This window comes from Bradyrhizobium sp. CIR48, assembly GCF_014198315.1.
Taxonomy (GTDB): Bacteria; Pseudomonadota; Alphaproteobacteria; order Rhizobiales; family Xanthobacteraceae; genus Bradyrhizobium.
In genome coordinates this window covers 97,153-119,430 of the sequence record NZ_JACIHG010000006.1, presented here as the reverse complement: position 1 = coordinate 119,430, position 22,278 = coordinate 97,153, and the positions used below count along the sequence as shown (strand labels likewise).

At 64.9% G+C, this 22,278-nt stretch carries 22 protein-coding genes; 1 reads left to right on the top strand and 21 read right to left on the bottom strand.

Annotation, left to right across the window (positions count from 1 at the left end; all coding sequences use genetic code 11):
- Window positions 1–5: 5 nt before the first annotated feature.
- The 7 genes from GGD66_RS19745 to GGD66_RS19715 form a co-directional block, all read right to left on the bottom strand.
- The gene (locus GGD66_RS19745; RefSeq protein WP_179737517.1) at window positions 6–668 is read right to left on the bottom strand and encodes an HAD family hydrolase; all 663 of its coding nucleotides are present in this window, start codon (window positions 666–668) and stop codon (window positions 6–8) included.
- A 72-nt stretch (window positions 669–740) separates the two neighbouring features.
- Complete coding sequence (locus tag GGD66_RS19740) at window positions 741–2,657, bottom strand: nitric oxide reductase activation protein NorD (RefSeq protein ID WP_183258717.1); 1,917 nt, start codon at window positions 2,655–2,657, stop codon at window positions 741–743.
- A 10-nt stretch (window positions 2,658–2,667) separates the two neighbouring features.
- Window positions 2,668–3,477: a CbbQ/NirQ/NorQ/GpvN family protein gene (locus GGD66_RS19735; RefSeq protein ID WP_018315918.1), complete on the bottom strand. Its 810-nt coding sequence runs from the start codon at window positions 3,475–3,477 to the stop codon at window positions 2,668–2,670.
- A gap of 65 nt (window positions 3,478–3,542) precedes the next feature.
- Window positions 3,543–4,889: a cbb3-type cytochrome c oxidase subunit I gene (locus GGD66_RS19730; RefSeq protein ID WP_092256289.1), complete on the bottom strand. Its 1,347-nt coding sequence runs from the start codon at window positions 4,887–4,889 to the stop codon at window positions 3,543–3,545.
- Window positions 4,890–4,989: 100 nt separating this feature from the next.
- Window positions 4,990–5,442, bottom strand: coding sequence for a cytochrome c (locus GGD66_RS19725; RefSeq protein WP_018315916.1), 453 nt, complete (start codon window positions 5,440–5,442; stop codon window positions 4,990–4,992).
- Window positions 5,443–5,556: 114 nt separating this feature from the next.
- Window positions 5,557–5,817 carry a cytochrome C oxidase subunit IV family protein gene (locus GGD66_RS19720; protein ID WP_177237115.1) on the bottom strand — a complete coding sequence of 87 codons (261 nt, stop codon included), beginning with the start codon at window positions 5,815–5,817 and terminating at the stop codon, window positions 5,557–5,559.
- Window positions 5,817–6,395 (bottom strand): cytochrome c oxidase subunit 3 family protein, encoded by a 579-nt coding sequence (locus tag GGD66_RS19715; RefSeq protein ID WP_183258716.1) that lies wholly within the window; start codon window positions 6,393–6,395, stop codon window positions 5,817–5,819. Before GGD66_RS19715 ends, GGD66_RS19720 begins: the two co-directional genes overlap by 1 nt.
- Window positions 6,396–6,568: 173 nt before the next feature.
- Between GGD66_RS19715 and GGD66_RS19710 the strand changes: the two genes are divergently transcribed.
- On the top strand, window positions 6,569–6,736 hold the full coding sequence (locus GGD66_RS19710) for a hypothetical protein (RefSeq protein WP_092256296.1): 168 nt from the start codon (window positions 6,569–6,571) through the stop codon (window positions 6,734–6,736).
- A gap of 99 nt (window positions 6,737–6,835) precedes the next feature.
- Here the strand turns inward: GGD66_RS19710 and mmsB are convergent, their stop codons facing one another.
- The 14 genes from mmsB to GGD66_RS19640 all read right to left on the bottom strand — a co-directional run bounded on the left by mmsB (window position 6,836) and on the right by GGD66_RS19640 (window position 22,237).
- On the bottom strand, window positions 6,836–8,059 hold the full coding sequence (mmsB, locus tag GGD66_RS19705) for a multiple monosaccharide ABC transporter permease (RefSeq protein WP_092256298.1): 1,224 nt from the start codon (window positions 8,057–8,059) through the stop codon (window positions 6,836–6,838).
- A complete protein-coding gene (gene mmsA / locus GGD66_RS19700) occupies window positions 8,056–9,633 on the bottom strand; it encodes a multiple monosaccharide ABC transporter ATP-binding protein (RefSeq protein WP_092256301.1) in 1,578 nt (525 codons plus the stop codon). Before mmsA ends, mmsB begins: the two co-directional genes overlap by 4 nt.
- Window positions 9,634–9,817: 184 nt before the next feature.
- Window positions 9,818–10,891, bottom strand: a complete 1,074-nt coding sequence (gene chvE / locus GGD66_RS19695) for a multiple monosaccharide ABC transporter substrate-binding protein (protein ID WP_092256304.1) — start codon at window positions 10,889–10,891, stop codon at window positions 9,818–9,820.
- A 76-nt stretch (window positions 10,892–10,967) separates the two neighbouring features.
- On the bottom strand, window positions 10,968–11,846 hold the full coding sequence (locus GGD66_RS19690) for an SMP-30/gluconolactonase/LRE family protein (RefSeq protein WP_183258913.1): 879 nt from the start codon (window positions 11,844–11,846) through the stop codon (window positions 10,968–10,970).
- Window positions 11,846–12,922 (bottom strand): aldose epimerase family protein, encoded by a 1,077-nt coding sequence (locus tag GGD66_RS19685; RefSeq protein ID WP_092256309.1) that lies wholly within the window; start codon window positions 12,920–12,922, stop codon window positions 11,846–11,848. The genes GGD66_RS19690 and GGD66_RS19685 overlap by 1 nt, the downstream gene beginning before the upstream one ends.
- A gap of 2 nt (window positions 12,923–12,924) precedes the next feature.
- Window positions 12,925–13,851, bottom strand: a complete 927-nt coding sequence (locus GGD66_RS19680) for a Gfo/Idh/MocA family protein (RefSeq protein ID WP_092256313.1) — start codon at window positions 13,849–13,851, stop codon at window positions 12,925–12,927.
- Window positions 13,848–14,612: a FadR/GntR family transcriptional regulator gene (locus tag GGD66_RS19675; protein WP_092256316.1), complete on the bottom strand. Its 765-nt coding sequence runs from the start codon at window positions 14,610–14,612 to the stop codon at window positions 13,848–13,850. The genes GGD66_RS19680 and GGD66_RS19675 overlap by 4 nt, the downstream gene beginning before the upstream one ends.
- On the bottom strand, window positions 14,609–15,589 hold the full coding sequence (gene yjfF / locus GGD66_RS19670) for a galactofuranose ABC transporter, permease protein YjfF (protein WP_183258715.1): 981 nt from the start codon (window positions 15,587–15,589) through the stop codon (window positions 14,609–14,611). The genes GGD66_RS19675 and yjfF overlap by 4 nt, the downstream gene beginning before the upstream one ends.
- Window positions 15,586–16,578, bottom strand: a complete 993-nt coding sequence (locus tag GGD66_RS19665; RefSeq protein ID WP_183258714.1) for an ABC transporter permease — start codon at window positions 16,576–16,578, stop codon at window positions 15,586–15,588. The genes yjfF and GGD66_RS19665 overlap by 4 nt, the downstream gene beginning before the upstream one ends.
- Window positions 16,575–18,119 carry a sugar ABC transporter ATP-binding protein gene (locus tag GGD66_RS19660; protein ID WP_183258713.1) on the bottom strand — a complete coding sequence of 515 codons (1,545 nt, stop codon included), beginning with the start codon at window positions 18,117–18,119 and terminating at the stop codon, window positions 16,575–16,577. Before GGD66_RS19660 ends, GGD66_RS19665 begins: the two co-directional genes overlap by 4 nt.
- Before the next feature lie 117 nt (window positions 18,120–18,236).
- Window positions 18,237–19,202 (bottom strand): galactofuranose ABC transporter, galactofuranose-binding protein YtfQ, encoded by a 966-nt coding sequence (ytfQ, locus tag GGD66_RS19655; protein WP_183258712.1) that lies wholly within the window; start codon window positions 19,200–19,202, stop codon window positions 18,237–18,239.
- Between the two features lie 379 nt (window positions 19,203–19,581).
- A complete protein-coding gene (locus GGD66_RS19650) occupies window positions 19,582–20,754 on the bottom strand; it encodes a fumarylacetoacetate hydrolase family protein (protein WP_183258711.1) in 1,173 nt (390 codons plus the stop codon).
- 95 nt (window positions 20,755–20,849) lie between these two features.
- Window positions 20,850–21,908: a putative sulfate exporter family transporter gene (locus GGD66_RS19645; protein WP_183258710.1), complete on the bottom strand. Its 1,059-nt coding sequence runs from the start codon at window positions 21,906–21,908 to the stop codon at window positions 20,850–20,852.
- 110 nt (window positions 21,909–22,018) lie between these two features.
- Window positions 22,019–22,237 (bottom strand): hypothetical protein, encoded by a 219-nt coding sequence (locus tag GGD66_RS19640; RefSeq protein ID WP_018315898.1) that lies wholly within the window; start codon window positions 22,235–22,237, stop codon window positions 22,019–22,021.
- Window positions 22,238–22,278 lie beyond the last annotated feature (41 nt).

Genomic DNA, 22,278 nt, shown 5'->3' with positions numbered 1-22,278 from the left:
GGGCCTCACGCCTCCCAGAAATCGCTCATGCGCGCAAAGACCCGGTCGGCCCCCGCCTCGGACAATATAGCCCGGCCGTCGCGACCGCGATAATGGTTGCCGCCGACAAATCCCCAGACCGTCATGCCGGCCGCCTTGCCCGCCTGCACGCCGCTGACGCTGTCCTCGATCACCAGGGTACGCGCAGGTTGCGCGCCCATCTTCTCGGCCGCAAGGAGAAAGAGATCGGGCGCCGGCTTGCCGTTCCTGACCATTTGCGCGGTATAGATCCGCTCGCCGAAATGCGCCCGCAAGTCCGTGACGTCGAGAGAGAGCGAGACGCGGTCGATGTCGCTCGACGACGCCACGCAAAACGGCATTCGCAGGTCGGACATGATGGCGGCAACGCCGGGGATCGGCCGGAGTGAGCCCGCGAACGTCGCCAGCACATGCGACTTCAGGCGCGGCAGAAAGCCATCCGGCACGATCTGCCCGAGATCACGATAATGCTGCTCGATCGCCTTGGTGCTGCGCCCGAGAAAAAGCTCGAGCGCCTGCGTCTGGGTGAGCGCAATGCCGAATTCGGCCAGCACCTCGGACAGACACTGGCAGCTCAAAAGCTCGCTGTCGACGAGTACGCCGTCGCAGTCGAAGATGATCAGGTCGGGTTTTGACCGGAAGTCGTCCATCCGGCCATTCGATCATATACCCAGCTGATGAGCAATAGTTCGAGTGGGAAGCGTCGCCGGGGGCTTCCCCTGTTAGTGCGCGACCTGCCGGTAGATCGCCGGCAGCGCCGCGGGCAGCCGCTTGATGTTGCCGACGATGGCATAGCCGCCGCGCCCGAACAGGGTCGGGAAATAGGATTGCGCGGTTGCGTCCACCGTGACGCCGAAGGCGGCGATGCCGAGCCGGCGCGCCTCTTGCACCGACTTGCGGGTGTCTTCGAGCGCGAAGCGGCCCTCGTAATGGTCGACGTCGTTCGGCTTGCCGTCGGTGAGGACGAGCAGCAGCTTCTTGCGCTGCGGCTGGCGGGCGAGCTCGGCTGCGGCGTGGCGCACCGCCGCGCCGATCCGCGTGTAATAGCCCGGCTTCAGCGCGCCGATGCGGCGCTCGACCGTCCCGCTCATCGGCTCACCAAAGGCCTTGACCGTCTCGAGCCGCACCCAGGACCGCCGACGTGAAGTGAAGGTGAGGATGCTGTGGTGATCGCCGCAGGCCGAAATCCCATGGGCGAGCGCCAGCAGCGCCTCCTTCTCGACGTCGAGCACGCGGTAGCCATCGACCCAGGCGTCCGTGGACAGCGAGACGTCGACGAGCAGCGTGACGGCGAGATCGTGCCCTTGCGGGCGCATCGCGACGTGGATGCGATCGAGACCGCTGCTGCTGCCGGCGCGGAGGTCGCAGCGCGCGCGCACCAGCGCGTCGAGGTCGAGATCGTGTCCGTCGAGCTGGGCGCGCATCAATTCGTGACGCGGCCGCAACACCTCGAAGCGGCGGCGCACCTGGCGGATGTGCCGGCGCATGGCATCGTCGGGGGTCCAGCTCTCACCCTGCTCGGAGGCCGCACCCGCCAGCACGCGGCAATGATCGGGCAGATAGGCGCCGCTGCGGTAATCCCATTCGGGATAAGTGAGGTCCGCGTTCAATCGCGACGCATCGAGGGCCTCCGGCGGCAGATCGAGATCGAACTTGAACCGGCTCGCCGGCTTACCGGTGCGGCGGCTGAGCGTGATCTCCTCGAGATCGTCGGCCGCTTTCTGCGCATCGTCGTCTTCACTGTCGTCGGCCGGACGGTCGACATTGACCATCTCGGCCATCGCGAGGATCTTCTCGAAGCGGTTGAGCACGAAGGGATCGCGGCGGTTGGCATTGTCCTCGCGCTCGCGGACGGCAAAGCGCTTGCGATTGTCCTGGGCCTCGGGCTCGGCGCCCGGGGCACATTCGTCCTCGCCTGCATGCGCGGGCGAGAGCTCGCGCGTCCAGCAATCCCCCCAGAGCGGGCACGGCAGGATCGAGTGATAGCCTGGCGGCGCCTTGTCCGGCAGCGGGCCCGTTCCCATCATCGCCGGCCACAGACTACCCGCAGGCGCCTTGCCGGCGCCGAGCAAGGCCAAGACGATCTGCTCGACTTCCTGCTCGATGCGCGGCAAGGGGCGACGAGGCCGGGCCTCGGCGGTTGCTGCCGCGAGTTGGGTGTAATCGGCGACGAGCCCGGGGAATTGCGTGAGCACCCAGACCGCCGTCTCACTTGCCCGGCGCAACACCAGAAGATCCCGCCGCAGCGGATCGGCTTCCGTGATCGTCTCGATCGGTGCAGCTGCGAACCATGCCGCAAGCCAGCGATAGAGCGCCGCGTTCAAGGCGCGGTCGGGAAAGATCGAGATCCGATCGGGCAGGAAGATGGTCGCCGCGTCACGGCCCGGCTGCTCGAGGCGCTCGTCACCGAGGCCGATGCGCTGCCGCCAGCCGAGACGGTGCCCCGATTTTCGCGCGCCCGCGCTTGCGATCTGAACCCCGGTCTCGCCGCCGAGCGCGCGGAACATCACCGCGAGCCGGCCTCTCACCTCGGTCAGTGCCACGGCGTGACCATCGTGAACCGGATAGCTCGCGGTGCCGCCGACCATCCTGTGCCAGGCGCGGCCGACCGTCTCCTCCAGTTCGAGGAAGTCGAGCATGGGCGCGGCCTCACCCGATGACGGCGCGTGAGACGTCCAGCAGCGCCGCCTTCACGTCGGAATCGTCGGTCAGCGGCTCGATCATGCCGGCCAGCACGGCATCGGCAATCGGCGTGCCCGCGGCAATCAGGGTCGCGCAATAGACCACGAGCCGGGTCGAGACGCCCTCCTCCAGGTCGTGGCCCTTCAGCGCGCGCAGCCGACCAGCCAGCCCCACCAGCGGCCGCACGCGCTCCGGCGACAGTCCGCTTTCGGCGGACACGACGGCGATCTCCTGCTCGGGCGGCAGGAAGCCGAATTCGATGGCGATGAAGCGCTGGCGCGTCGATGGCTTCAGCGCCTTCAGCAGCGTCTGGTAGCCGGGATTGTAAGAGACCACGAGCATGAAGCTGTTCGGCGCCACCAGCTCCTCGCCGGTCCGCTCCAGCGGCAGGATGCGGCGATCGTCGGTCAGAGGATGCAGCACGACGGTGACGTCCTTGCGGGCCTCCACGACCTCGTCGAGATAGCAGATGCCGCCCTCGCGCACGGCGCGCGTCAGGGGACCATCGGTCCACACGGTGTCGCCGCCCCTGAGCAAATAGCGGCCGGTGAGATCGGCGGCAGTGAGGTCGTCATGACAGGCGACGGTGTGAAGCGGCAGGCCCAGCCGCGCCGCCATATGCGCGACGAAGCGGGTCTTGCCGCAGCCGGTCGGCCCCTTGAGCAAAACCGGCAGACGACGCCGCCAGGCATGTTCGAAAAGCTCGCATTCGTTTCCGGATGGAACATAGGCCGGCAGCTCGGGGGCCGAGGTTACCGTGTGAAGGGCAGCTTTCATGATGTCTCTCCGGATTTTCCAGGAAGCAGGCGGCCGCGGCGAACCGCGGCCGCCCTTTCTCTCGTTTACTCGGCCGGCTGCAGCGCAGCGGGAATGGTCGCCTGCCTCTCGCGGCCCGGCACCAGCACGGCCCAGACGAACATCAGCGCGGAGATCGCGACGAACACGCCGGAGCCGAGCCGGACCCAGTAGAACATCGCGAGCTGGTCCTGGACGTCCATGTAACCCTGGCCGAGCACGCGCTGCAGATGAACCTGGACCACGCCGGCAAAGGTCAGCGCGAAAGTCATGGTCATCATGGCCGTGCACATGATCCAGAAGCTCGTCATGGAGAGCCATTGGTTATAGGGCGCACGTCCCTTGATCTGCGGGATCGCATAGGCCATCACCGACAGGTTCAGCATCACATAGGCGCCGAAGAAGGCGAGATGGCCGTGCGCGGCGGTGACCTGCGTGCCGTGGGTGTAGTAGTTCACCGAGGACAGCGTGTGCAGGAAGCCCCACACGCCAGCACCGAGGAATGCCATCACCGAGCAGCCAACCGACCACAACAGCGCAGCGCGATTCGGATGCTTGCGGCCGGCCTTCCAGGTCATCTGCACGGTGAAGATCACCATGGTGAAGAACGGCGCAACCTCGAGCGTGGAGAACAGCGAGCCGATCCACTGCCAGTAGCCGGGCGCGCCGATCCAATAGAAATGGTGGCCGGTGCCGAGGATGCCCGAGAACAGCGCAAGTCCGATGATGACGTAGAGCCACTTCTCGACGACCTCACGATCGATGCCGTTGAGCTTGATCATGAGATAGGCGAGCACGGAGGCCATGATCAGCTCCCACACGCCCTCGACCCAGAGATGGACGACGTACCACCAGTACATCTTGTCGACGGCAAGGTTCGCCGGGTTGTAAAAGGCGAACAGGAAGAAGATCGCAACGCCCCACAGGCCGAACAACAGGATGTTGGTGACCGTGGTCTTGCGGCCCTTCAGCGCCGTCATCGTGACGTTGAACAGGAACATCAGGCAGACGACGACGATGCCGACCTTGATGATGAAGGGCTGTTCGAGAAACTCCCGGCCCTCGTGGTAGTGGAAGAGATAGCCGACCACGGCGACGCCGGCTGCGCCGAAGAACATCCAGAACTGGATCTTCGCCAGCAACGGGCTGTAGAGCTCGTTCTCGGTCTCTTCCGGGAGCAGATAGTAGGTCGCGCCCATGAAGCCGATCAGCGACCACACGATCAGCGCGTTGGTATGGATCATCCTGACGATGTTGAACGGCAGCAGCGTCGACAGCGTATTGGGTAGGACGTAGATGGTCCCGGCGAGCAGGCCGAACACGACCTGGGCCAGGAACAGGGTCAGCGCGCCGTAGAAATACAGCATCGCGACTTTCTGGGTTTGGTACTTCATCTCGGGTTCTCTCTGTCTTGAAAGAGGAAAGCTGTGCGCCTTGCTTGTTGTTTGAGCATGATCTCTTCGGAAAACCGCTTCACACTTTTCCGGATCATGCTCAGCCGGCCTTGTTCGGCGGCCAGCTCTGACGCTTGATCGTGCTGGTCCATTGCAGGAAGTCGGCGAGATCGTTGAGTTCCTGGTCGGTGAGGTTGAACTGCGGCATCTGCCGCCGGCCCTCTGCGCCCGAGGGCTGCGATTGCATCCAGGCCTTCAGCGTCTCGCGCGCGGCGGCCGGATCCTCGTTGCCGCCCCAGCGATCCCAGACGTTGCCGACCTCTGGGGCGAAATAGGCGCCCTCGCCCAGCAGCGTGTGGCAGTTGATGCAGGAGTTCTTCTCCCAGACATGCTTGCCGCGGGCGACCGACGACGTCAGCGTCTTCGCGTCGGTCGAGGTCGTCGCCATGTAGTAATGGCTGTGCGCCGTCAGCCCTATGAAAATGGCGAAGAAGAAGGCCGAACCGCCGTAGAAGACATTTCGAGCGGCCGACTTGGTCAGGCGTTCAGCCATTGCCAATCCTTTCCGTTTGATTCCTGAGAAAGATGCGATGCTGCGATTTATTGCCGATTGCCCGGGGGTACTCTTTGACGAAGCGCAAGCAGCGCGACGATGCGCAACCGCCAGTCAGATCAGAGCGACGATGGCGGATGCGAGCCAGGCGAACAGCACCACGATCACAACCCAGGCGCTGATGAGACCGCGCCAAAGCGCGGGCGCTGAGCGAAGATCGAGAAAATCGAGCACGATGCGACGGCCCTTGAGGGCAGCGAACGTCAGCAGCAAGGCATTGGCGAACAAGGGACGCAACACCAGCGGCGGGACCAGAATGGTCGCGAGCGCGAGGCCGATCAACGTGATCCAGGTGATGTCGAGACGATCCGGAATCACGGGTGCACCAGATAGATGATGGGAAACATGACGATCCAGAGCAGATCGACCATGTGCCAGAAAGCGGTTCCGGTCTCGACGCCCGACGCCCGGGCACCCCGGGAAACTACGGCCAGGATGACGATGCCGAGGCCGACATGCAGGAGATGGAAGCCGGTGAGGAGGAAGTAGAGCGTGAAGAACGGGCTGGTCTCCAGGCCGTTTCCTTGCGCGATCTCGCCTGCATATTCGGTCAGCTTGACCGCGATAAAGATGCCGCCAAGGGCCATGGCGCCGAACAGCCAACCGCGCGCGCGCCCTCTTTCGCCCGCCCGTGCAGCAGCCGTCGCCCGCGCGGCGGCCCAGCCACTGGTCACGAGCACGATGGTGTTGAGTCCCGCCAGATGCGCGTCAAGCGTGACCTGTCCGGCGGCGAAGAGCGCCGGGTGAAGCGCGCGGGCGATGACGAAAGCCCCGAGGAACAGCCCGAAGGCGGCGAGCTCGCTGAAGATGAGCACCCAGATCATGGGATCGCCGGGAAGATCTTCCAGGATTCCCCAACCAGTGCCTTGTTGCTCGCAATCCGTCGCCGACATCTGATTTCCAAATCAAGTCGCCGAACAGATAGTCCACCGGCGCGATTCCGACTTTGTCGCCGGACAAATAGTGCAACCGGCCAGGGACACGTTTGCGCTATCGCAACGTTCCGGCCGCCCCGCCGTCATAGGGTGGACATATAGAGCGGTTCCGCAAAACAGTGAGCGATGAGATGAGCGATGCACAAATCGGGCTGCTGACCGCGACCCCCATCATCATCGTCTTCGCGATCGCCCTGCGGCGAATGGGGGTACTGTCGACCGTGGCAACCGTATCGGCGGTGATCCTCTCCGTTGCGATCGCGACGGTGCTGTTCACGACGCAATCACCGCTGCCGTAGGGTGGGCAAAGCGAAGCGTGCCCACCATAGTGCCACAAGAGAAGATGGTGGGCACGGCGCTTACGCGCCTTTGCCCACCCTAGCAGACCGTCAATGCGGCTACCGCCGCTGGTTATACACGTCGATACACACCGCCCCGAGCAGCACCAGGCCCTTGATGACCTGCTGATAGTCGATGCCGATGCCGAGGATCGACATGCCGTTGTTCATCACGCCCATGATCATGGCGCCGACCACGGCGCCGCCGACGCGCCCTACCCCGCCATAGGCCGAGGCCCCGCCGATGAAGCAGGCAGCGATGACGTCGAGCTCGAAGCCGAGGCCGGCCTTTGGCGTCGCCGTGTTGAGGCGCGCGGCGAAGACGAGGCCGGCGAGTGCGGCGAGCACGCCCATGTTGACGAAGGTGAAGAAGGTCAACCGCTCCGTCTTGATGCCTGACAGGCTCGCCGCCTTGGCGTTGCCGCCGACGGCGTAAATCTGGCGGCCGACCACGGTCCGGCGTGTCATGAAACCGTAGAGCGCGATCAGGGCGCTCATGATCACCAGCACGTTCGGCAGGCCGCGATACGTCGCGATCAGGTAGGTGAAGTAGAGCACCGCACAGGCCAGCACGATGCTCTTGCCAAGAAAAAACGCGTAAGGTTCGACTTCGATGCCGTGCGACTGCTCGCGCGCGCGGCTCTTAGCGCTGGCATAGACCAGCGCTAGCGCCAGCACGACGCCGATCAGCATCGACGTCGGATGTAGTGCGCCGGGGTCAAGCAGAACTTCAACAACATTACCATTTGCGTCGAGCCGGAGTTCCGGAATGAAGCCCGACGACAATTTTTGGAAGGTCGCCGGGAACGGCCCGAGCGACTGGCCCTGCAACACCGCGAGCGCAAGGCCCTTGAACACCAGCATGCCCGCCAGCGTCACGATGAACGACGGGATCTTGAAATAGGCCACCCAATAGCCCTGCGCCGCACCGATGGCGGCGCCGAGCAGCAGGCAGGCAATGAAGGCGAGCGTGTAGTCGACCTTGTAGGTCACCATGAGAAGCGCGGCCACGGCGCCGATGAAGCCCGCGACCGAGCCGACCGAAAGGTCGATATGGCCGGTCACGATCACCAGCAGCATGCCGAGCGCCATGATGACGATGTAGCTGTTCTGGAGCATCAGGTTCGTCAGGTTGAGCGGCTGCAGCAGCGTGCCGCCGGTCATGACCTGGAAGAACAGCATGATCGCGATCAACGACATCAGCATGCCGTAGTTGCGCAAATTGTTCTTGATGAAGCTGCCGTGCCGGCGCTCCTCGGGCAGCGATACCGTCTTGTCGGTCATGGCTGCATTCCTCCCATTTCCGCGGCCGCGGGCGCTGCGTTCCCAATGTTTCGTTCGTTGCGCATGATGGCGCGCATGATCTTTTCCTGCGTCGCCTCGGCTCCGCTGAACTCGCCGACGAAGGCGCCGTCGTTCATGACGCAGATGCGGTCGCAGATGCCGAGCAGCTCGGGCATCTCCGAGGAGATCACCACGACGCCGCGGCCGGCCTCCGCCAGCTCGTTGATGATACAGTAAATCTCGTATTTGGCACCGACGTCGATGCCCCGCGTCGGCTCGTCCAGGATCAAGACCTTGGGATCGGTCATCAGCCATTTCGACAGCACCACCTTCTGCTGGTTGCCGCCGGAGAGCTGGCCGGTCTCCTGGTAGACGTCGGAGCAGCGGATGCGCATGCGGGTGCGATAGTCGCTGGCGATCTTCAGCTCGGCGATGTCGTCGATCACGCGGCTTGGCGCGACCTGGTCGAGGCTGGCGAGCGTGATGTTCTTGCGGACGTCGTCGGCCAGGATCAGGCCGAGCTGCTTGCGATCCTCGGTGACATAGGCAAGACCGGCGTCGATCGCCGCCGCGACGCTCGGCAGCACCATGTCTCTGCCTTCGAGCCGGATGCTGCCGCTGATATTGGTGCCCCAGGAACGGCCGAACAGGCTCATGGCGAATTCAGTGCGGCCGGCGCCCATCAGGCCAGCAATGCCGACGACCTCGCCGCGCCTGACGCCGAAATTGACGTTCTTGATCACCTGCCGCTCGGGATGGATGGGGTGATAGACCGACCAGTTCGCGACGTCGAGCACGGGCTCGCCGATCTTCACGCTGCGCTCGGGGAAGCGGTGCGCCATGTCGCGATTGACCATGCTGCGGATGATGCGGTCTTCCTGAATCGGCTCGGCGCGGCAATCGATGCTGTCGACGGTGCGGCCGTCGCGGAGCACGGTGATGTGGTCGGCGACCTTGGCGACCTCGTTGAGCTTGTGCGAGATCAGGATCGAGCCGATGCCCTGCTCGCGGAACGCCATCAGGCGTTCGAGCAGCGCGGCGCTGTCAGCCTCGTTGAGGCTCGCGGTCGGCTCGTCCAGGATCAGCATCCGCACCCGCTTGGACAGCGCCTTGGCGATCTCGACCAGTTGCTGCTTGCCGACGCCGAGATCGGTGATCAGCGTGTCAGGGGGTTCCTTCAGGCCGACCTGCGCCAGCAGTTCACGCGTGCGCCGGTACACCTCGTCGCGGTCGATCACGCCCAGCTTTGAAGGCGGATGCGACAGAAAAATGTTCTCCGCGATCGACATCAGCGGGATCAGCGCCAACTCCTGGTGGATGATGATGATGCCGAGCGCCTCGGAATCGTTGATGTCGCGGAAGCGCCGCTCCTCGCCATCGAAGACGATGGTGCCCTCGTAGCTGCCTGCGGGATAGACCCCGCTCAATACCTTCATCAGGGTCGACTTGCCGGCACCGTTCTCGCCGACGAGCGCGTGGATCTGCCCGGCGTGAACCGAGAAGTTGACGTCGCGCAGCGCCTGCACACCGGCAAAGCTCTTGCTGACGTTGCGCATCTCCAGCATGGCGGTCATCGTGTCATATCCCTCGATCGCTGTCGTTCACCTCTCCCCGCTTGCGGGGAGAGGTCGGATCGCATCGCAAGATGCGATCCGGGTGAGGGGGAGTCTCCGCGAGTCCCACTGCCACCTCGCTCGCGGAGGCTCCCCCTCACCCTTCCCCTCTCCCCGCAAGCGGGAAGAGGGGAAGGAAAGAGTATTACTGGAACTGCGCCTTCTTGTAGTAGCCGCTGTCGACCAGCACCTTCTCCCAATTGTCCTTGTAAACCACGACCGGCTTGAGCAGGTAGGACGGCACGGTCTTGACGCCGTTCTCGTAGGTCTTGGTGTCGTTGACCGTGACCTGCTTGCCGGCAAGCGCGGCGTCGACCATGTCGGCGGTCACCTTGGCGAGGTCGCGGGTATCCTTGAAGATGGTCGAATATTGGTCGCCGCGCAGCATCGCCTTGATCGAGGGCACCTCGGCGTCCTGACCCGAAATGATCGGCATCGGCTGATCGGCGCTGCCGTAGCCGACGCCTTTCAGTGAGGAGATGATGCCGATCGAGATGCCGTCATAGGGCGAGAGCACGGCGTTGATCTTCTTGTTGCCGTAGTAGGCGCTGAGCAGATTGTCCATGCGGGCCTGGGCGGTGGCGCCGTCCCAGCGGAGCGTCGCGACCTTGTCCATGCCCATTTGGCCCGAGGCAACGACGAGCTTGCCGCTGTCGATATAGGGCTTCAGCACGCTCATCGCGCCGTTGTAGAAGAAGTAGGCGTTGTTGTCGTCGGGGGAGCCGCCGAACAGCTCGATGTTGAACGGGCCTTTGCCGTCCTTCAGCCCGAGCCCCTGCTCGATCGACTGCGCCTGGAGCACGCCGACCTGGAAATTGTCGAAGGTCGCGTAATAGTCGACGTTCGGCGTGCCGCGGATCAGGCGGTCATAGGCGATCACGGTGATGCCTTTCGCCTTGGCCTGCTTGAGCACGTCGGACAGCGTGGTGCCGTCGATCGCGGCGATCACCAGGGCTTTCGCGCCCTTGGTCACCATGTTCTCGACCTGCGAGAGCTGGTTCGGGATGTCATCCTCGGCATATTGCAGGTCGGTGTTGTAACCGCGCTCCTTCAGCACCCTGACCATGTTGTTGCCGTCGTCAATCCAGCGCGCCGACGATTTGGTCGGCATCGCGATGCCGACGGTCGCCTTGTCCTGGGCGGAGGCGGTGAGGCCTGTGGCCATCGTCGCAGCGCCGGCCAACGCCAGTGCGAGGAATGTCGTCTTCAGTTTCAGCATGTTTTCACTCCCTTGGGTGTCAGACTGTTTCTTGATGTCGTCGAGAACGTCGTCGTCGTGGACTGCCTCTGGTCTCCTATGCGAGCTTGACGTCGGGCTCCGCGCGACCGCGCGCGGATGGCTCCAATAGAAAAGTGCAACCGGCTTGCGGATCGGCGGCACGCGCCGCCGCGTCCATATCCTGCCACGCTGACGTGACGAGGAGGCGCGACAGATCGGGGCCGACGAAAGCGGGACAGCTTGCCTGTTTTGCCGGCACGCTCAGCGAGCGCAGACGCTCGCCTTGCGGAGAATAGACATCGAGCCGGCTCGCGCCCCAGCAGGCATTCCAGATGTTTCCGTCGGCATCGCACACTGAGCCATCGAGGCCGCCGATGCCGGTGTGTCGCAGCAGCACCTCCGGCTCGCCGCGCGGCAGGCCGGTCGCGGGATTGAGCGGGACTGCGTAGAGCACGGCGCGTGCGGTGTCGGTGAAATAGCCAATGGCGCCGTCCGGCGAGAAGCAGATCGAATTGGGAATGCTGATGCCGGGAAACAGCGTCGAGATCTTCCCGCGATGGAACGCGTAGATCGCCCCCGCCTTCGGCTCGGCCTTCTTGCCCATGGTGCCGATCCAGAACGTGCCGGACTGGTGCACACGGCAATCATTGGAGCGCGTGGCAGGATTGTCCGCCTCGAGCGGACAGAACAGCGTCATCGCGCCATCGGCGAGCGTGCGGATATAGAGACCGTCCTCGGCGACGATCAGCTGGCGCTCGGCATCGATGCGCCCGAGCGCGCTCGCCATCCGGCCAAGCGCGTGGACGCGGATGCTGCCGCTGTCGAGTTGCGCCTCGAACAGCCGTCCCTCGCGAATGTCGAACCACCAGGCGGTGTCTGTGGTCACGTCATAGGTCGGGCCCTCGCCGAGATGACAGGGATCGTCCGAGAGAACTGATGTCGGCACCTGTTCCATCATGACGCCCTCACACCGAAGCGATAGACTGTGTGATGCCGATAAACTCCGCCGGGATCGAGGCGCGGGCTCGGGAAATCCGGCCGGTTCGGCGCGTCAGGCCAGATGTGCGGCTCCAGGCACATGGCATCCGATTGCCGGATCAGCTTGCCGCCCTTCCCCGAAATCGTGCCGTCGAGATAGTTGCCGGAATAGACTTGCAGGCCGGGTTGGTCGGTGAACAGCTCCATGACACGCCCCGAGCGCGGTGCCTCCAGCCGCGCCGCGAGCGCAAGCTCGCCGTCGCGCGCAAGGCAGTAGGTGTGGTCGTAGCCCCTGCCATTGCGCAATTGCTCATCGCCTTGCCGGATACGTTCTCCCACGGGTCGAGGCTCGCGGAAGTCGAACGGCGTTCCCGCCACCGCACGCGGCGGTCCAGGCAGCGGAATGGCGGTGGGGTCGATGGCGAGGAAATGCTCGGCGGCGACCGTCAGCCTGTGATCGAGAATGGGCGTGCCTGACGTCGCGCCTTCCAGATTGAAGAAGCTGTGGTTGGTGAGGTTGACGATGGTGGGACGGTCGGTCCGCGCCTCCATGCTCAACGACAATTCGGTCGGGCCGGTGACGCGATAGGTCAGGCAGACATCGAGCTGGCCGGGATAATTCTCCTCGCCATGCGGACTTGTGTAAGTGAGCGTCACCCCGGGCGCGGCGCCGTCGTCGAACTCCGCAATCTGCCAGAGCTTGCGGTCAAAACCGTCGAGGCCGCCGTGCAGCGCATTCGGGCCGTTGTTGACCGGGAGCTGTACCGTTTCACCGTCGAGCGAGAACTGTCCGTTGGCAATGCGGTTGGCGTAGCGGCCGACGGTGGCGCCCAAGAACTTTCGTTCCGCGAGATAGCCGGCGAACGCGTCATGGCCGAGCACGACGTCATCGTGACCGCCCTTCGCATCCGGCGCAATCAGCGCCTGGATCACCGCGCCGTGGGTGATGATCCGCGCCTCGAAGCCGCCCTCGCCGCGCAGCACGATGCGCTCGACTTCGCGGCCGTCGGGCAGTGTTCCGAAGATGTCTTTTGTGATTTTTGATGCGGCCATGTCTAATCCACAAACGGTTCGACCACGGTGCGCCTGCCGAGCAGGAACGCGTCGGCGACGAGGCGAAGCGGCGTCAGATCGACGTCGCTTGCGCCGGTCGCCGCGAGCTCGACGAAGCGCCGGTAGAGTCCGCGATATTCCTCATCGGGCGCCTCGGCAAGCACCTTGCCGTCGACCTCCATCCGCGCGCCACCGCTGGACAAAGTCATCCGGCCCTGGTCGGTTTCGACGACGATATCCCAGCTCTGCGGTCCGGTCTGGCGGAAATCGAACTCGGCGGTGACAGCAAGGCCATCGATGTCGGTCAGCGTCAGGTTCGCCGCAATCGGCGCCTGGCAATTGGCGGGAAACGCCAGCTCGGCCGCGGTGACGAACACAGGCTTCGGCAGGATCCTGGTCAGGATCGACAGCGCGTTGATGCCGGGGTCGAACACGCCGAGGCCGCCCGGCTCCCAGATCCAGCCTTGCCCGGGATGCCAGACGCGGACATCTTCCTTCCAGCTGATGTGCACCGACTTGATGCGACGCTCAGTGAGCCATTGCCGCGCGGGCTCGACCGCCGGCGCATGGCGTGAATGCCAGGTCGCAAACAGCGTGCGCTTTGCCTCCGCCGCCATCGCGATCAGCGGATCGAGCTCGGCGACACCGATGCCCGGCGGCTTCTCCAGCATGACATGCTTGCCGGCGGCGAGCGCCGCGGCCGCCTGCGCGCGCCTCACCTGCGGCGGCGTGCAGAGCGAGACCGCATCGATCGGCGGTCCCTTTTCCAGCAGCTCCTCGATGGTCGCGAAATGCGGCAGTCCCGGCAGCGAGGCGTTACGGCTGGCAATCGCCGCCAGCGCCGCGCCCGGCACGGCGGCGATCGCGCCGACATGCTGGTCACGCGCGATCTTGCCGAAGCCAACGATGGCGATGCGAAGTTCCGTCACGATCTCTCTCCAGATTCCACGGAGGCCGGTGCGCTCTCGATGACCGTGCCCTCATGGCGATGCATGCCGTTGTGAATGACGAAAATCATCGCCTCGGAGGCGGCCTCCGCATCGCCGACCGCAATCGCATCGACGATCTTCTGGTGCCAGAGCAGCACCGTGTCGCGGTCCTCCAATTCGACCGGCGCGCTCAGCAGGAACGAGGCGCGAAGCGCGGCCTCGATGACGTGGCCGATCGAGCGCATGAACAGGTTGCCGGAGGCGCGCGCCACGGCGACGTGAAGTGCGAGGTCGGCATCGGCAAAGCCGACCGAATCGGACGCTTCGAGCCGCATGCGCTCCATGCTGCGCCGAAGGTCGGCCAGATCCTCCTCCGACCGCTGCTTGGCCGCCAGCATGGCCGCGCGCGGCTCGACCGCGAGACGGATCTCGGCGAGGTCATTGAGGAAACGCTTGTCGATACCGGCGTCCAGATGCCAGGCCAGCACGTCGGCATCGAACATGTTCCAGGCGGCGCGTTCGCGCACGACGGTTCCGACGCGCGCCTTGGTGGTCAGCAGGCCCTTGGCGACTAGGGTCTTCACGCTCTCCCGCAGCACCGGCCGCGACACGCCGAACATCGCGATCATCTCGGCATCACCAGGCAAGCGCGTCCCTTCCGCGTAGCGGCCGGCGATGATGTCGACGCCGATCGAGCGGGCGACCTCCGCATGGTTGGAGTGAGCCCGCCGCGTCGGGATGACGACGATGCGCGATGTCATGTGGCGGCTCCTGCGCTCTTCGCCAGCGGCCGGCGCGCGAGCGCGACGAGACCCTGCTGCAAGGCAATGAAGGCGAACAGCAAGATGCCGGTCGCGATCTTGGTCCACCAGCTCGACAGCGTGCCGTCGAAATTGATGTAGGTCTGGATCAGCCCCTGGATCAGCACGCCGAGGAAAGTACCGATCACCGAGCCCTGCCCGCCCGTGAGCAGCGTGCCGCCGATCACGACGGCCGCGATGGTGTCGAGCTCGACGCCGACGGCGGAAAGCGAATAGCCGGCGCTGGTGTAGAACGAGAAGACGATGCCGGCGATGCCTGCGAGCAGGCCCGACAGCATGTAGATCTTCACCGTCATCTTGCCGACCGCAACGCCCATCAGGCTCGCTGTCGTCCGGCCGCCGCCGAGCGCATAGACATTGGCGCCGAACCGGGTGAGATGCAGCAGCAAGGCTCCGCCGATCACGATCGCGAGCATGATGATCGCAATCGCCGTCAACCGCCCGCCACCCGGCAATCGCAAGGCGAAGTCCGACACGGTGGAATAGATCGGCGCGGTGATCGGTATGGATTCGGTGGAGAGCAGGAAGCTCGCTCCGCGCGCCAGGAACATGCCGGCGAGCGTCACGATGAAGGGTGGCAAATCAAAGACATGGATCACCGCGCCCATCGCCGCACCGAAGGCCGCCGAGAGTGCGAGGACGGCGACGAAAGCAACCAGCGGCGGCATGCCCCAGCGCTCGATCGCGAGCGCAACAAAGACGGTGGTGAAGCCGATCACCGAGCCGACCGAGAGATCGATGCCGCCGGAGATGATGACGAAGGTCATGCCGGCCGCGACGATGCCGAGGAAAGCGTTGTCGGTGAGGAGATTGCCGACGACGCGGGTCGAGGCGATGTTGGGAAACTGCACCGCGCAGGCGGCGAAGCCCGCGACCAGCACGATCGCCGTGATGAGGGCAGGCGGCAGACCTCTCATGCTTTCGTCCTCCGCAGCCGCGCGGCGATGCCGGCAAATCCGGTCAGCTTGGGCGATTGCAGCAACAGCACCGTGAGCACCACCACCGCCTTGACCAGCAGGTTGAACTCCGGCGGATAGCCGGACAAAAGGATGCCGGTGTTCATGGTCTGGATGATCAGCGCGCCGAGGACGGCCAGCAAGAGGCTGAAGCGGCCGCCGAACAACGAAGTGCCGCCGATCACCACGGCCAGAATGGCATCGAGCTCGAGCCAGAGGCCGGCATTGTTCGCGTCCGCCCCCATGATGTCGGCCGCCGCGATCACGCCGGCCAGCGCGGCGCAGACGCCGCACCAGACATAGACCGACAGGATCATCGCACGGGTGCCGACGCCGGCAAGCTCGCTCGCCCGCGCGTTGCCGCCGGTCGCCTCGATCAGGAGCCCGAGCGCGGAGCCACGCACCACCGCGCCGGTCAGGATGAGCATGCCCAGGGCAATCACCACCGGTACCGGCAGGCCGAGCACCGAGCCATTTCCGAGCCAGACCAGATCCGGCGAGGAGAACGTCACGATGCGTCCCTCGGTGATGAGCTGGGCGATGCCGCGTCCCGCCACCATCAAAATCAACGTCGCCACGATCGGCTGCATGCCGAGCACCGCGACGAGGAAGCCGTTCCACAGGCCGCAAATCAAGCCCGCGCCGAGTGCTGCCGCCAGCACGACGGCCAGACTGTGAGTATCGGCGAGGCTCGCTGCGATCGCGCCGCAGATCGCCATGACGGCGCCGACCGAGAGATCGATGCCACGCGTCGCGATCACCAGCACCATGCCGAGCGAGAGCAGCGCCACCGGCGTGCCGCGGTTGAGCACGTCGATCAGGCTGCCGAACAGCCGGCCGTCCTGCAGGCGCAGGTCGAAGAATTGCGGCGACACCACGCGATCGACCGCGAGGATGACGATCAGCGCCAGGATCTGGGCAAGGCCGCGGCGCGGCAGCAGCGCTGTCATGTGTGGGCCTCAAGCGCAACAGCGACGCTATCGGCGGCAATGGCGGCGAGAATGTTGCCGACGTCGATCGCCTCGCCCGCGAGCTCCTCGATATGGGCGCGGTCGCGCAGCACGACGACGCGGTCCGAATAGGTCACGATCTCGTCGAGCTCGGAGGAGATCACGAGCAGCGAAAGCCCGTCGTCGCAGAGCTCGCGGATCAGGCGGATGATTTCGGCATGCGCGCCGACATCGATGCCGCGGGTCGGCTCGTCCAGCACGAGAAGCCGCGGCGAGGTCGCGAGCCAACGCGCCAGCAACACCTTTTGCTGGTTGCCGCCGGAGAGCAGGCCCACGGGGCGCTCCGGATCGGGCGGGCGGATGTCGAGCATCTTGACGTAGCGGCGCGCGAGCTCGTCCTGCTCGCGGCGCGACAGCGGCCGATGCAGGCCGCGCTTGGCCTGGAGCGCGAGCACGATGTTCTCGCGCACGGTGAGCTCGGCGACGATGCCGTCAGTCTTGCGCTCCTCCGGGCAATAGCCAAAGCCGTGGCGGACGCCGTCGCGGGGCGACTGCAGCCGCACCGGCGCACCCTCCACCCTCGCCTTCCCGACATCGGCGCGCTCGGCGCCGAACACCAGCCGCGCCGTCTCGGTCCGGCCCGAGCCGAGCAGGCCGGCGAGACCGACGACCTCGCCATGGCGCAGCTCGAGATTGAACGGCGCGACATAGCCGGCCTTGCCGTAATTCTCGAAACTCGCGCAGACCTCGCGCACCTTGTGCTCGCCCACTGATGCGCGCGCGCTGGTGGTCTCGGCCAACTCGCGGCCGAGCATCAGCCGGATCAGCTCGAGCCGGGGCAGCGAGGCGGTCTCGCGCTCCCCAACGAGGCGGCCGTTACGCAGCACCGTGATGCGATCGGAGATCTCGTAGACCTGGTCGAGGAAGTGGCTGACGAAGACGATGCCGATACCGCGCTTCGCGAGCTGCCGCATGATGCCGAACAGGATCTCGACCTCGTGGCGGTCGAGGCTCGCGGTGGGCTCGTCCAGGATCAGCACGCGCGCGGAGAGATCGACGGCGCGCGCGATCGCAGTGACGTGCTGCACAGCGACCGAATAGTTGCCAAGCGGCGCGGCCACGTCGATGTCGAGGCCAAACTCCGCAAGCAGCGCCTTGGCGCGGCGGCGCATCTCGCCCTCGCGCACGATGCCGAAGCGCATCGGCTGGCGATCGAGGAACAGGTTCTGCGCCACCGACAGGTTCGGCAGCAGGTTGACTTCCTGGTAGACGGTGGCAATGCCCGCTGCCAGCGCTGCCTTGGCCGAGCGCGGCGCGACCTCTTCACCGCCGATCCTGACGATGCCGGCATCACGCGGGAATACGCCGGTGACGACCTTGATCAGCGTGGATTTGCCGGCGCCGTTCTCGCCGAGCAGCGCATGGATCTCGCCGGCGCGCAGCGTGAAGTCGACCTCCTGCAGCGCGCGCACAGCGCCAAAGCTTTTGCTGATCCCGCGCACCTCAAGAAGAGGCAGAGCAGGATCGGGGCTGTTCTGCATGGCAAATTCACTCCCACGGGTGCCCGCCATTGAAGCGGACACCCAGCCTAGCCGTTCGTGCAGCGGTTTCGAAGGGGGGGGCCGAACCACTGGAAGCGGTCCGGCGCGGAGCCCGCCTCAGTAACCGAGGCCCTTCTTGCTGTCGTAGATCTTCTGCGGATCGTCGGCGGCAGTATAGAGCTTGGACTCGGTCTGGATCCACTTCGGCGGAACGGTGCCCTTGCCCTTGAAGGCCGCGACGGCATCCAGTGCCGGGCCCGCCATGTTCGGCGTCAGCTCCACCGTGGCGTTCGCTTCGCCGGCAACCATCGCCTTGAAGATATCGGGGACCGCGTCGATCGAAACGGTGAGGACGTCCTTGCCGGGCTTGAGGCCGGCTTCCTTCATCGCCTGAATCGCGCCCACCATCATGTCGTCGTTGTGGGCGTAGACTGCGCAGATGTTCTTGCCGCCGCCTTCGGCCTTGATGAAGCTTTCCATCACCTCCTTGCCCTTGGCGCGGGTGAAGTCGCCGGTCTGGCTGCGCACCACCTTCAGGTTCGCGTGCTTGGCGATGGCGGTGTCGAAGCCTTTCTTGCGGTTGGTGGCGACGCTGGCGCCGACCGTGCCCTGCAGCTCGACGATGTTGCAGGCCTTGGCGCCGACCGTCTTGGCCAGCCAATCGCCGGCGACCTCGCCCTCATGCACGCTGTCCGAGGTTACGGCGGTGAGATAGAGCTCCTTGCCGGAGGGATCGATGTCGCGGTCGAGCAGCACGACCGGGATCTTGGCTTCCTTGGCCTCCTTCAGCACCGAGTCCCAGCCGGTCGAGACCACGGGCGCAAGAAAGATCGCATCGACGTTCTGCGCGATGAAGGAGCGGATCGCCTTGATCTGGTTCTCTTGCTTCTGCTGCGCGTCGGCGATCTTGAGATTGACTTTGCGCTTGGCGGCCTCCTGCTTGGAGACCGACGTCTCGGCGGCGCGCCAGCCGGATTCCGATCCGATCTGCGAGAAGCCGATGGTGAGCTCGGCGGCATTCGCGGGCAGCGCGAGCAACAAGGCGGCCGTGGCGCTGGCCGCAAAGAGGGCTTTGAGGATCATCAGGCGAGTCTCCCAAGATGTTATCCGGGGCGCCGATTGGTAGCATGGCACCCGCAGGCCGGCCTTTGAGGCGGCGGGACGGACTATTTCACGGAAGATGGGTTCCGACTAGTCATATTATTTGACTATTTGGAGGAAATTGCGCCGAGCGGCGGCAAGCGGTTCTAAGACACGCCAAGCGCGATCTTGTTCCACAGGTGCAACGGGAAGATGAAGGAAGTTTGTGGTTGGGTCCAGCCGCAGACACCGTCATGGCCGGGCTTGTCCCGGCCATCGACGCCTCATCTCGCATGACGAAGAACGTTGATGCCCGGGACAAGCCCGGGCATGACGGCCTCATAGACGTTCGCTTGGGAGGTCAGCTGCGAGACGTGATGCGCTAAATCAGCTTCCGCTGCGCCAGGTTCTTCATCAGCGCACCGATGCCGAAGGTCCAGGGCTCGCACTCGTCGCTGGTGCGCATCCGGTTGACGAGCTTGCCGAGTTGCGGCGCTGCGATCGTGACGATGTCGTCGCGCTTGTGGGTGAACCCCTGCCCCGGCGCATCGCGATCCTTGACCGGCGCGAACATCGTGCCGAGGAACAGCACGAAGCCATCAGGGTATTGATGCACCTTGCCGATGGTCTGCTCGACCAGATCGGTCGGATCACGGCTGATCTTGCTGATCGAGGAATGGCCGTCGAGAACGAAGCCGTCCGCCCCCTTCACGTTCAGGCTGATGTCGAGCTTGCGCGCGTCGTCGAGCGTAAAGCTGTCGTCGAACAGGCGCAGCAGCGGTCCGATCGCGCAGGAGGCGTTGTTGTCCTTGGCCTTCGACAGCAGCAGCGCGGAGCGTCCTTCGAAGTCGCGCAGATTCACGTCGTTGCCGAGTGCGCCGCCGACGATCTTGCCGCGGCTCGACACGAACAGCACGAACTCCGGCTCCGGGTTGTTCCAGGTCGATTTCGGATGCAGGCCGGCATCCATGCCGGTGCCGACCGAGGACATGGTCGGCGCCTTGGTGAAGACTTCGGCATCGGGACCGATGCCAACCTCGAGATATTGGCTCCAGGCGTTCTGATCGATCAGCACCTGCTTCAGATGCATCGCCTGGTCGGAGCCCGGCTTGAGCTTTGACAAATCGTCGCCGATCAGCCGCGTCACTTCCTTGCGGATCGCTTCAGCAGAGGCCGGATTGCCCTTCGCCCGCTCCTCAATCACGCGCTCCAGCATCGAGATGGCAAAAGTCACGCCGGCCGCCTTCAGCGTCTGCAGGTCCACGGGCGCAAGCAGCCACGGCTGTTGGCGATCGCGCTGGTCTGGCGCCGTGTTGGCCACGATTGCGTCGAGATCGCCGATGCGCTCGCCCTTGGTCAGGCTCAGCGCCTTGGCTGGGTTGTCCTCTTCGCAGAGCGCGCTGATGGTCGGAAATCTTGCGGTGACGTCGAACACGCCATCGCCACGGACGGCGACCACGGCCGGACCGTTCGCCTGCGGCAGCCAGACGCGGCCGGCGAGTGTGCCGCGTGTTCCGTCCTCGGGGAGAAGGTCCTTCACCGTCAATGTCGTCATGGCCGCGCCCTCACTGTTTCTCGGATCAGCCGCAGCCGATCATATTGGCGAAGAGCAATAAACGTCTGGCGGGGGAAGTCCAGAGAGCGCGCCCCTCACTTGAACCAATGCACCAGTGCGATGCTGATGCCGAGCAGCAGCATCAGCGACAGCGTCACCGCGGCCGTCACCCGCCCGCCGACATTGGCGAGCACGCGCACGTCGACGCCAAGTCCGAGCGCCGCCATCGACACCACAGTGAGAAAACTCGTGATCTTGGTCACCGGCCCAACCACCGTCCCCGGCACGATCTCGAGGGAGCGCAAGGTCGCCAGCGCCAGAAAGCCGAGGATGAACCAGGGCACGAGGCGGAAGAAGCCGACGCTGGTCTTCTTGGCATCGCTCCGCCAGCGCGAGGCAACCAGCGACAGGCCGACGACGACCGGCCCGAGCATCAGCACACGCATCAGCTTCACGAGCGTGCCGATCTGCGTCGAGACGAGCCCGGCCGGGACCGTCGCGGCCAGCACCTGCGGCACCGCATAGACCGTGAGGCCGGCGAGGATGCCGTATTGCGTGGCAGACAATTGCAACAGCGGAATCAGCAGCGGCAGGCCGAGCACCATCATCACGCCAAGGATCGCGGTGAAGGAGATCGAGGATGCGATCTCGTCATTGTTGGCGCCGATAATCGGCGCCACGGCGGCGATCGCCGAATTGCCGCAGATCGAGTTGCCGCAGGCGATCAGGATCGACAGCCGCGTCGACAGGCCCAGCATCCGGCTAATGCCAAAGGACACGCAGAGTGCAATCACCACGACGGCTGCGATCGACGCCAGCAGCGCGACGCCGGAAGCCGCGATGGCGGCGAAGCTGATCGAGGCGCCCAGCAGCATGACCGCGACTTCGAGCAGCTGTTTCGCGCTGAAGGCGATGCCGGCCTGCCAGCGCGGCGCGGGTTTCCAGAAGCTGCGCAGGGCCATCCCGAGCAGGATCGCCATCACCAGCGCCTCGACATAGGGATGCTCGAACACCCCGAGCTCAGCCCTTTCTAGCAGGGCCGAGACACCGGCGACGGCGATACAGAGGAGGACGCCTGGAATCAGCGCGAAAATACGGCTTGCGGCGGTGGCCGGCTTGGCATCGGCCGGGCTGGATGCTTGATTCTGCGACACAAATCTCTCCCAGGGGAGAAAGATTTATACGCAGCGCCAGCTCAATGGGGAATAAGTTTTCGACATATCAGGGCCGAGGGAAGTTCTGTCCTCAACCCGGAATAACGGCCTCAGAAGATCAGGCTCTTGGCGAGCGAGGCCACACGGCTGAACCCGTCGTAGACGCCGGGTTCGAAGAACGCTGCACGCGCGAGCACGATTCCAGCCACGAGCGACCAGAACAGGCCAGTGCCGACCCGCAACAGGAGCTTTGACGCGCGCGACTTCGGCTGGGCATCCGTTGCGGACACCAATTGCTCGCCGAAGGGCTCAAATCCAGTGCGTTCCATAGCAGGCCAATCCATCAATTCGTGGCTGAAATGTCGTCTTT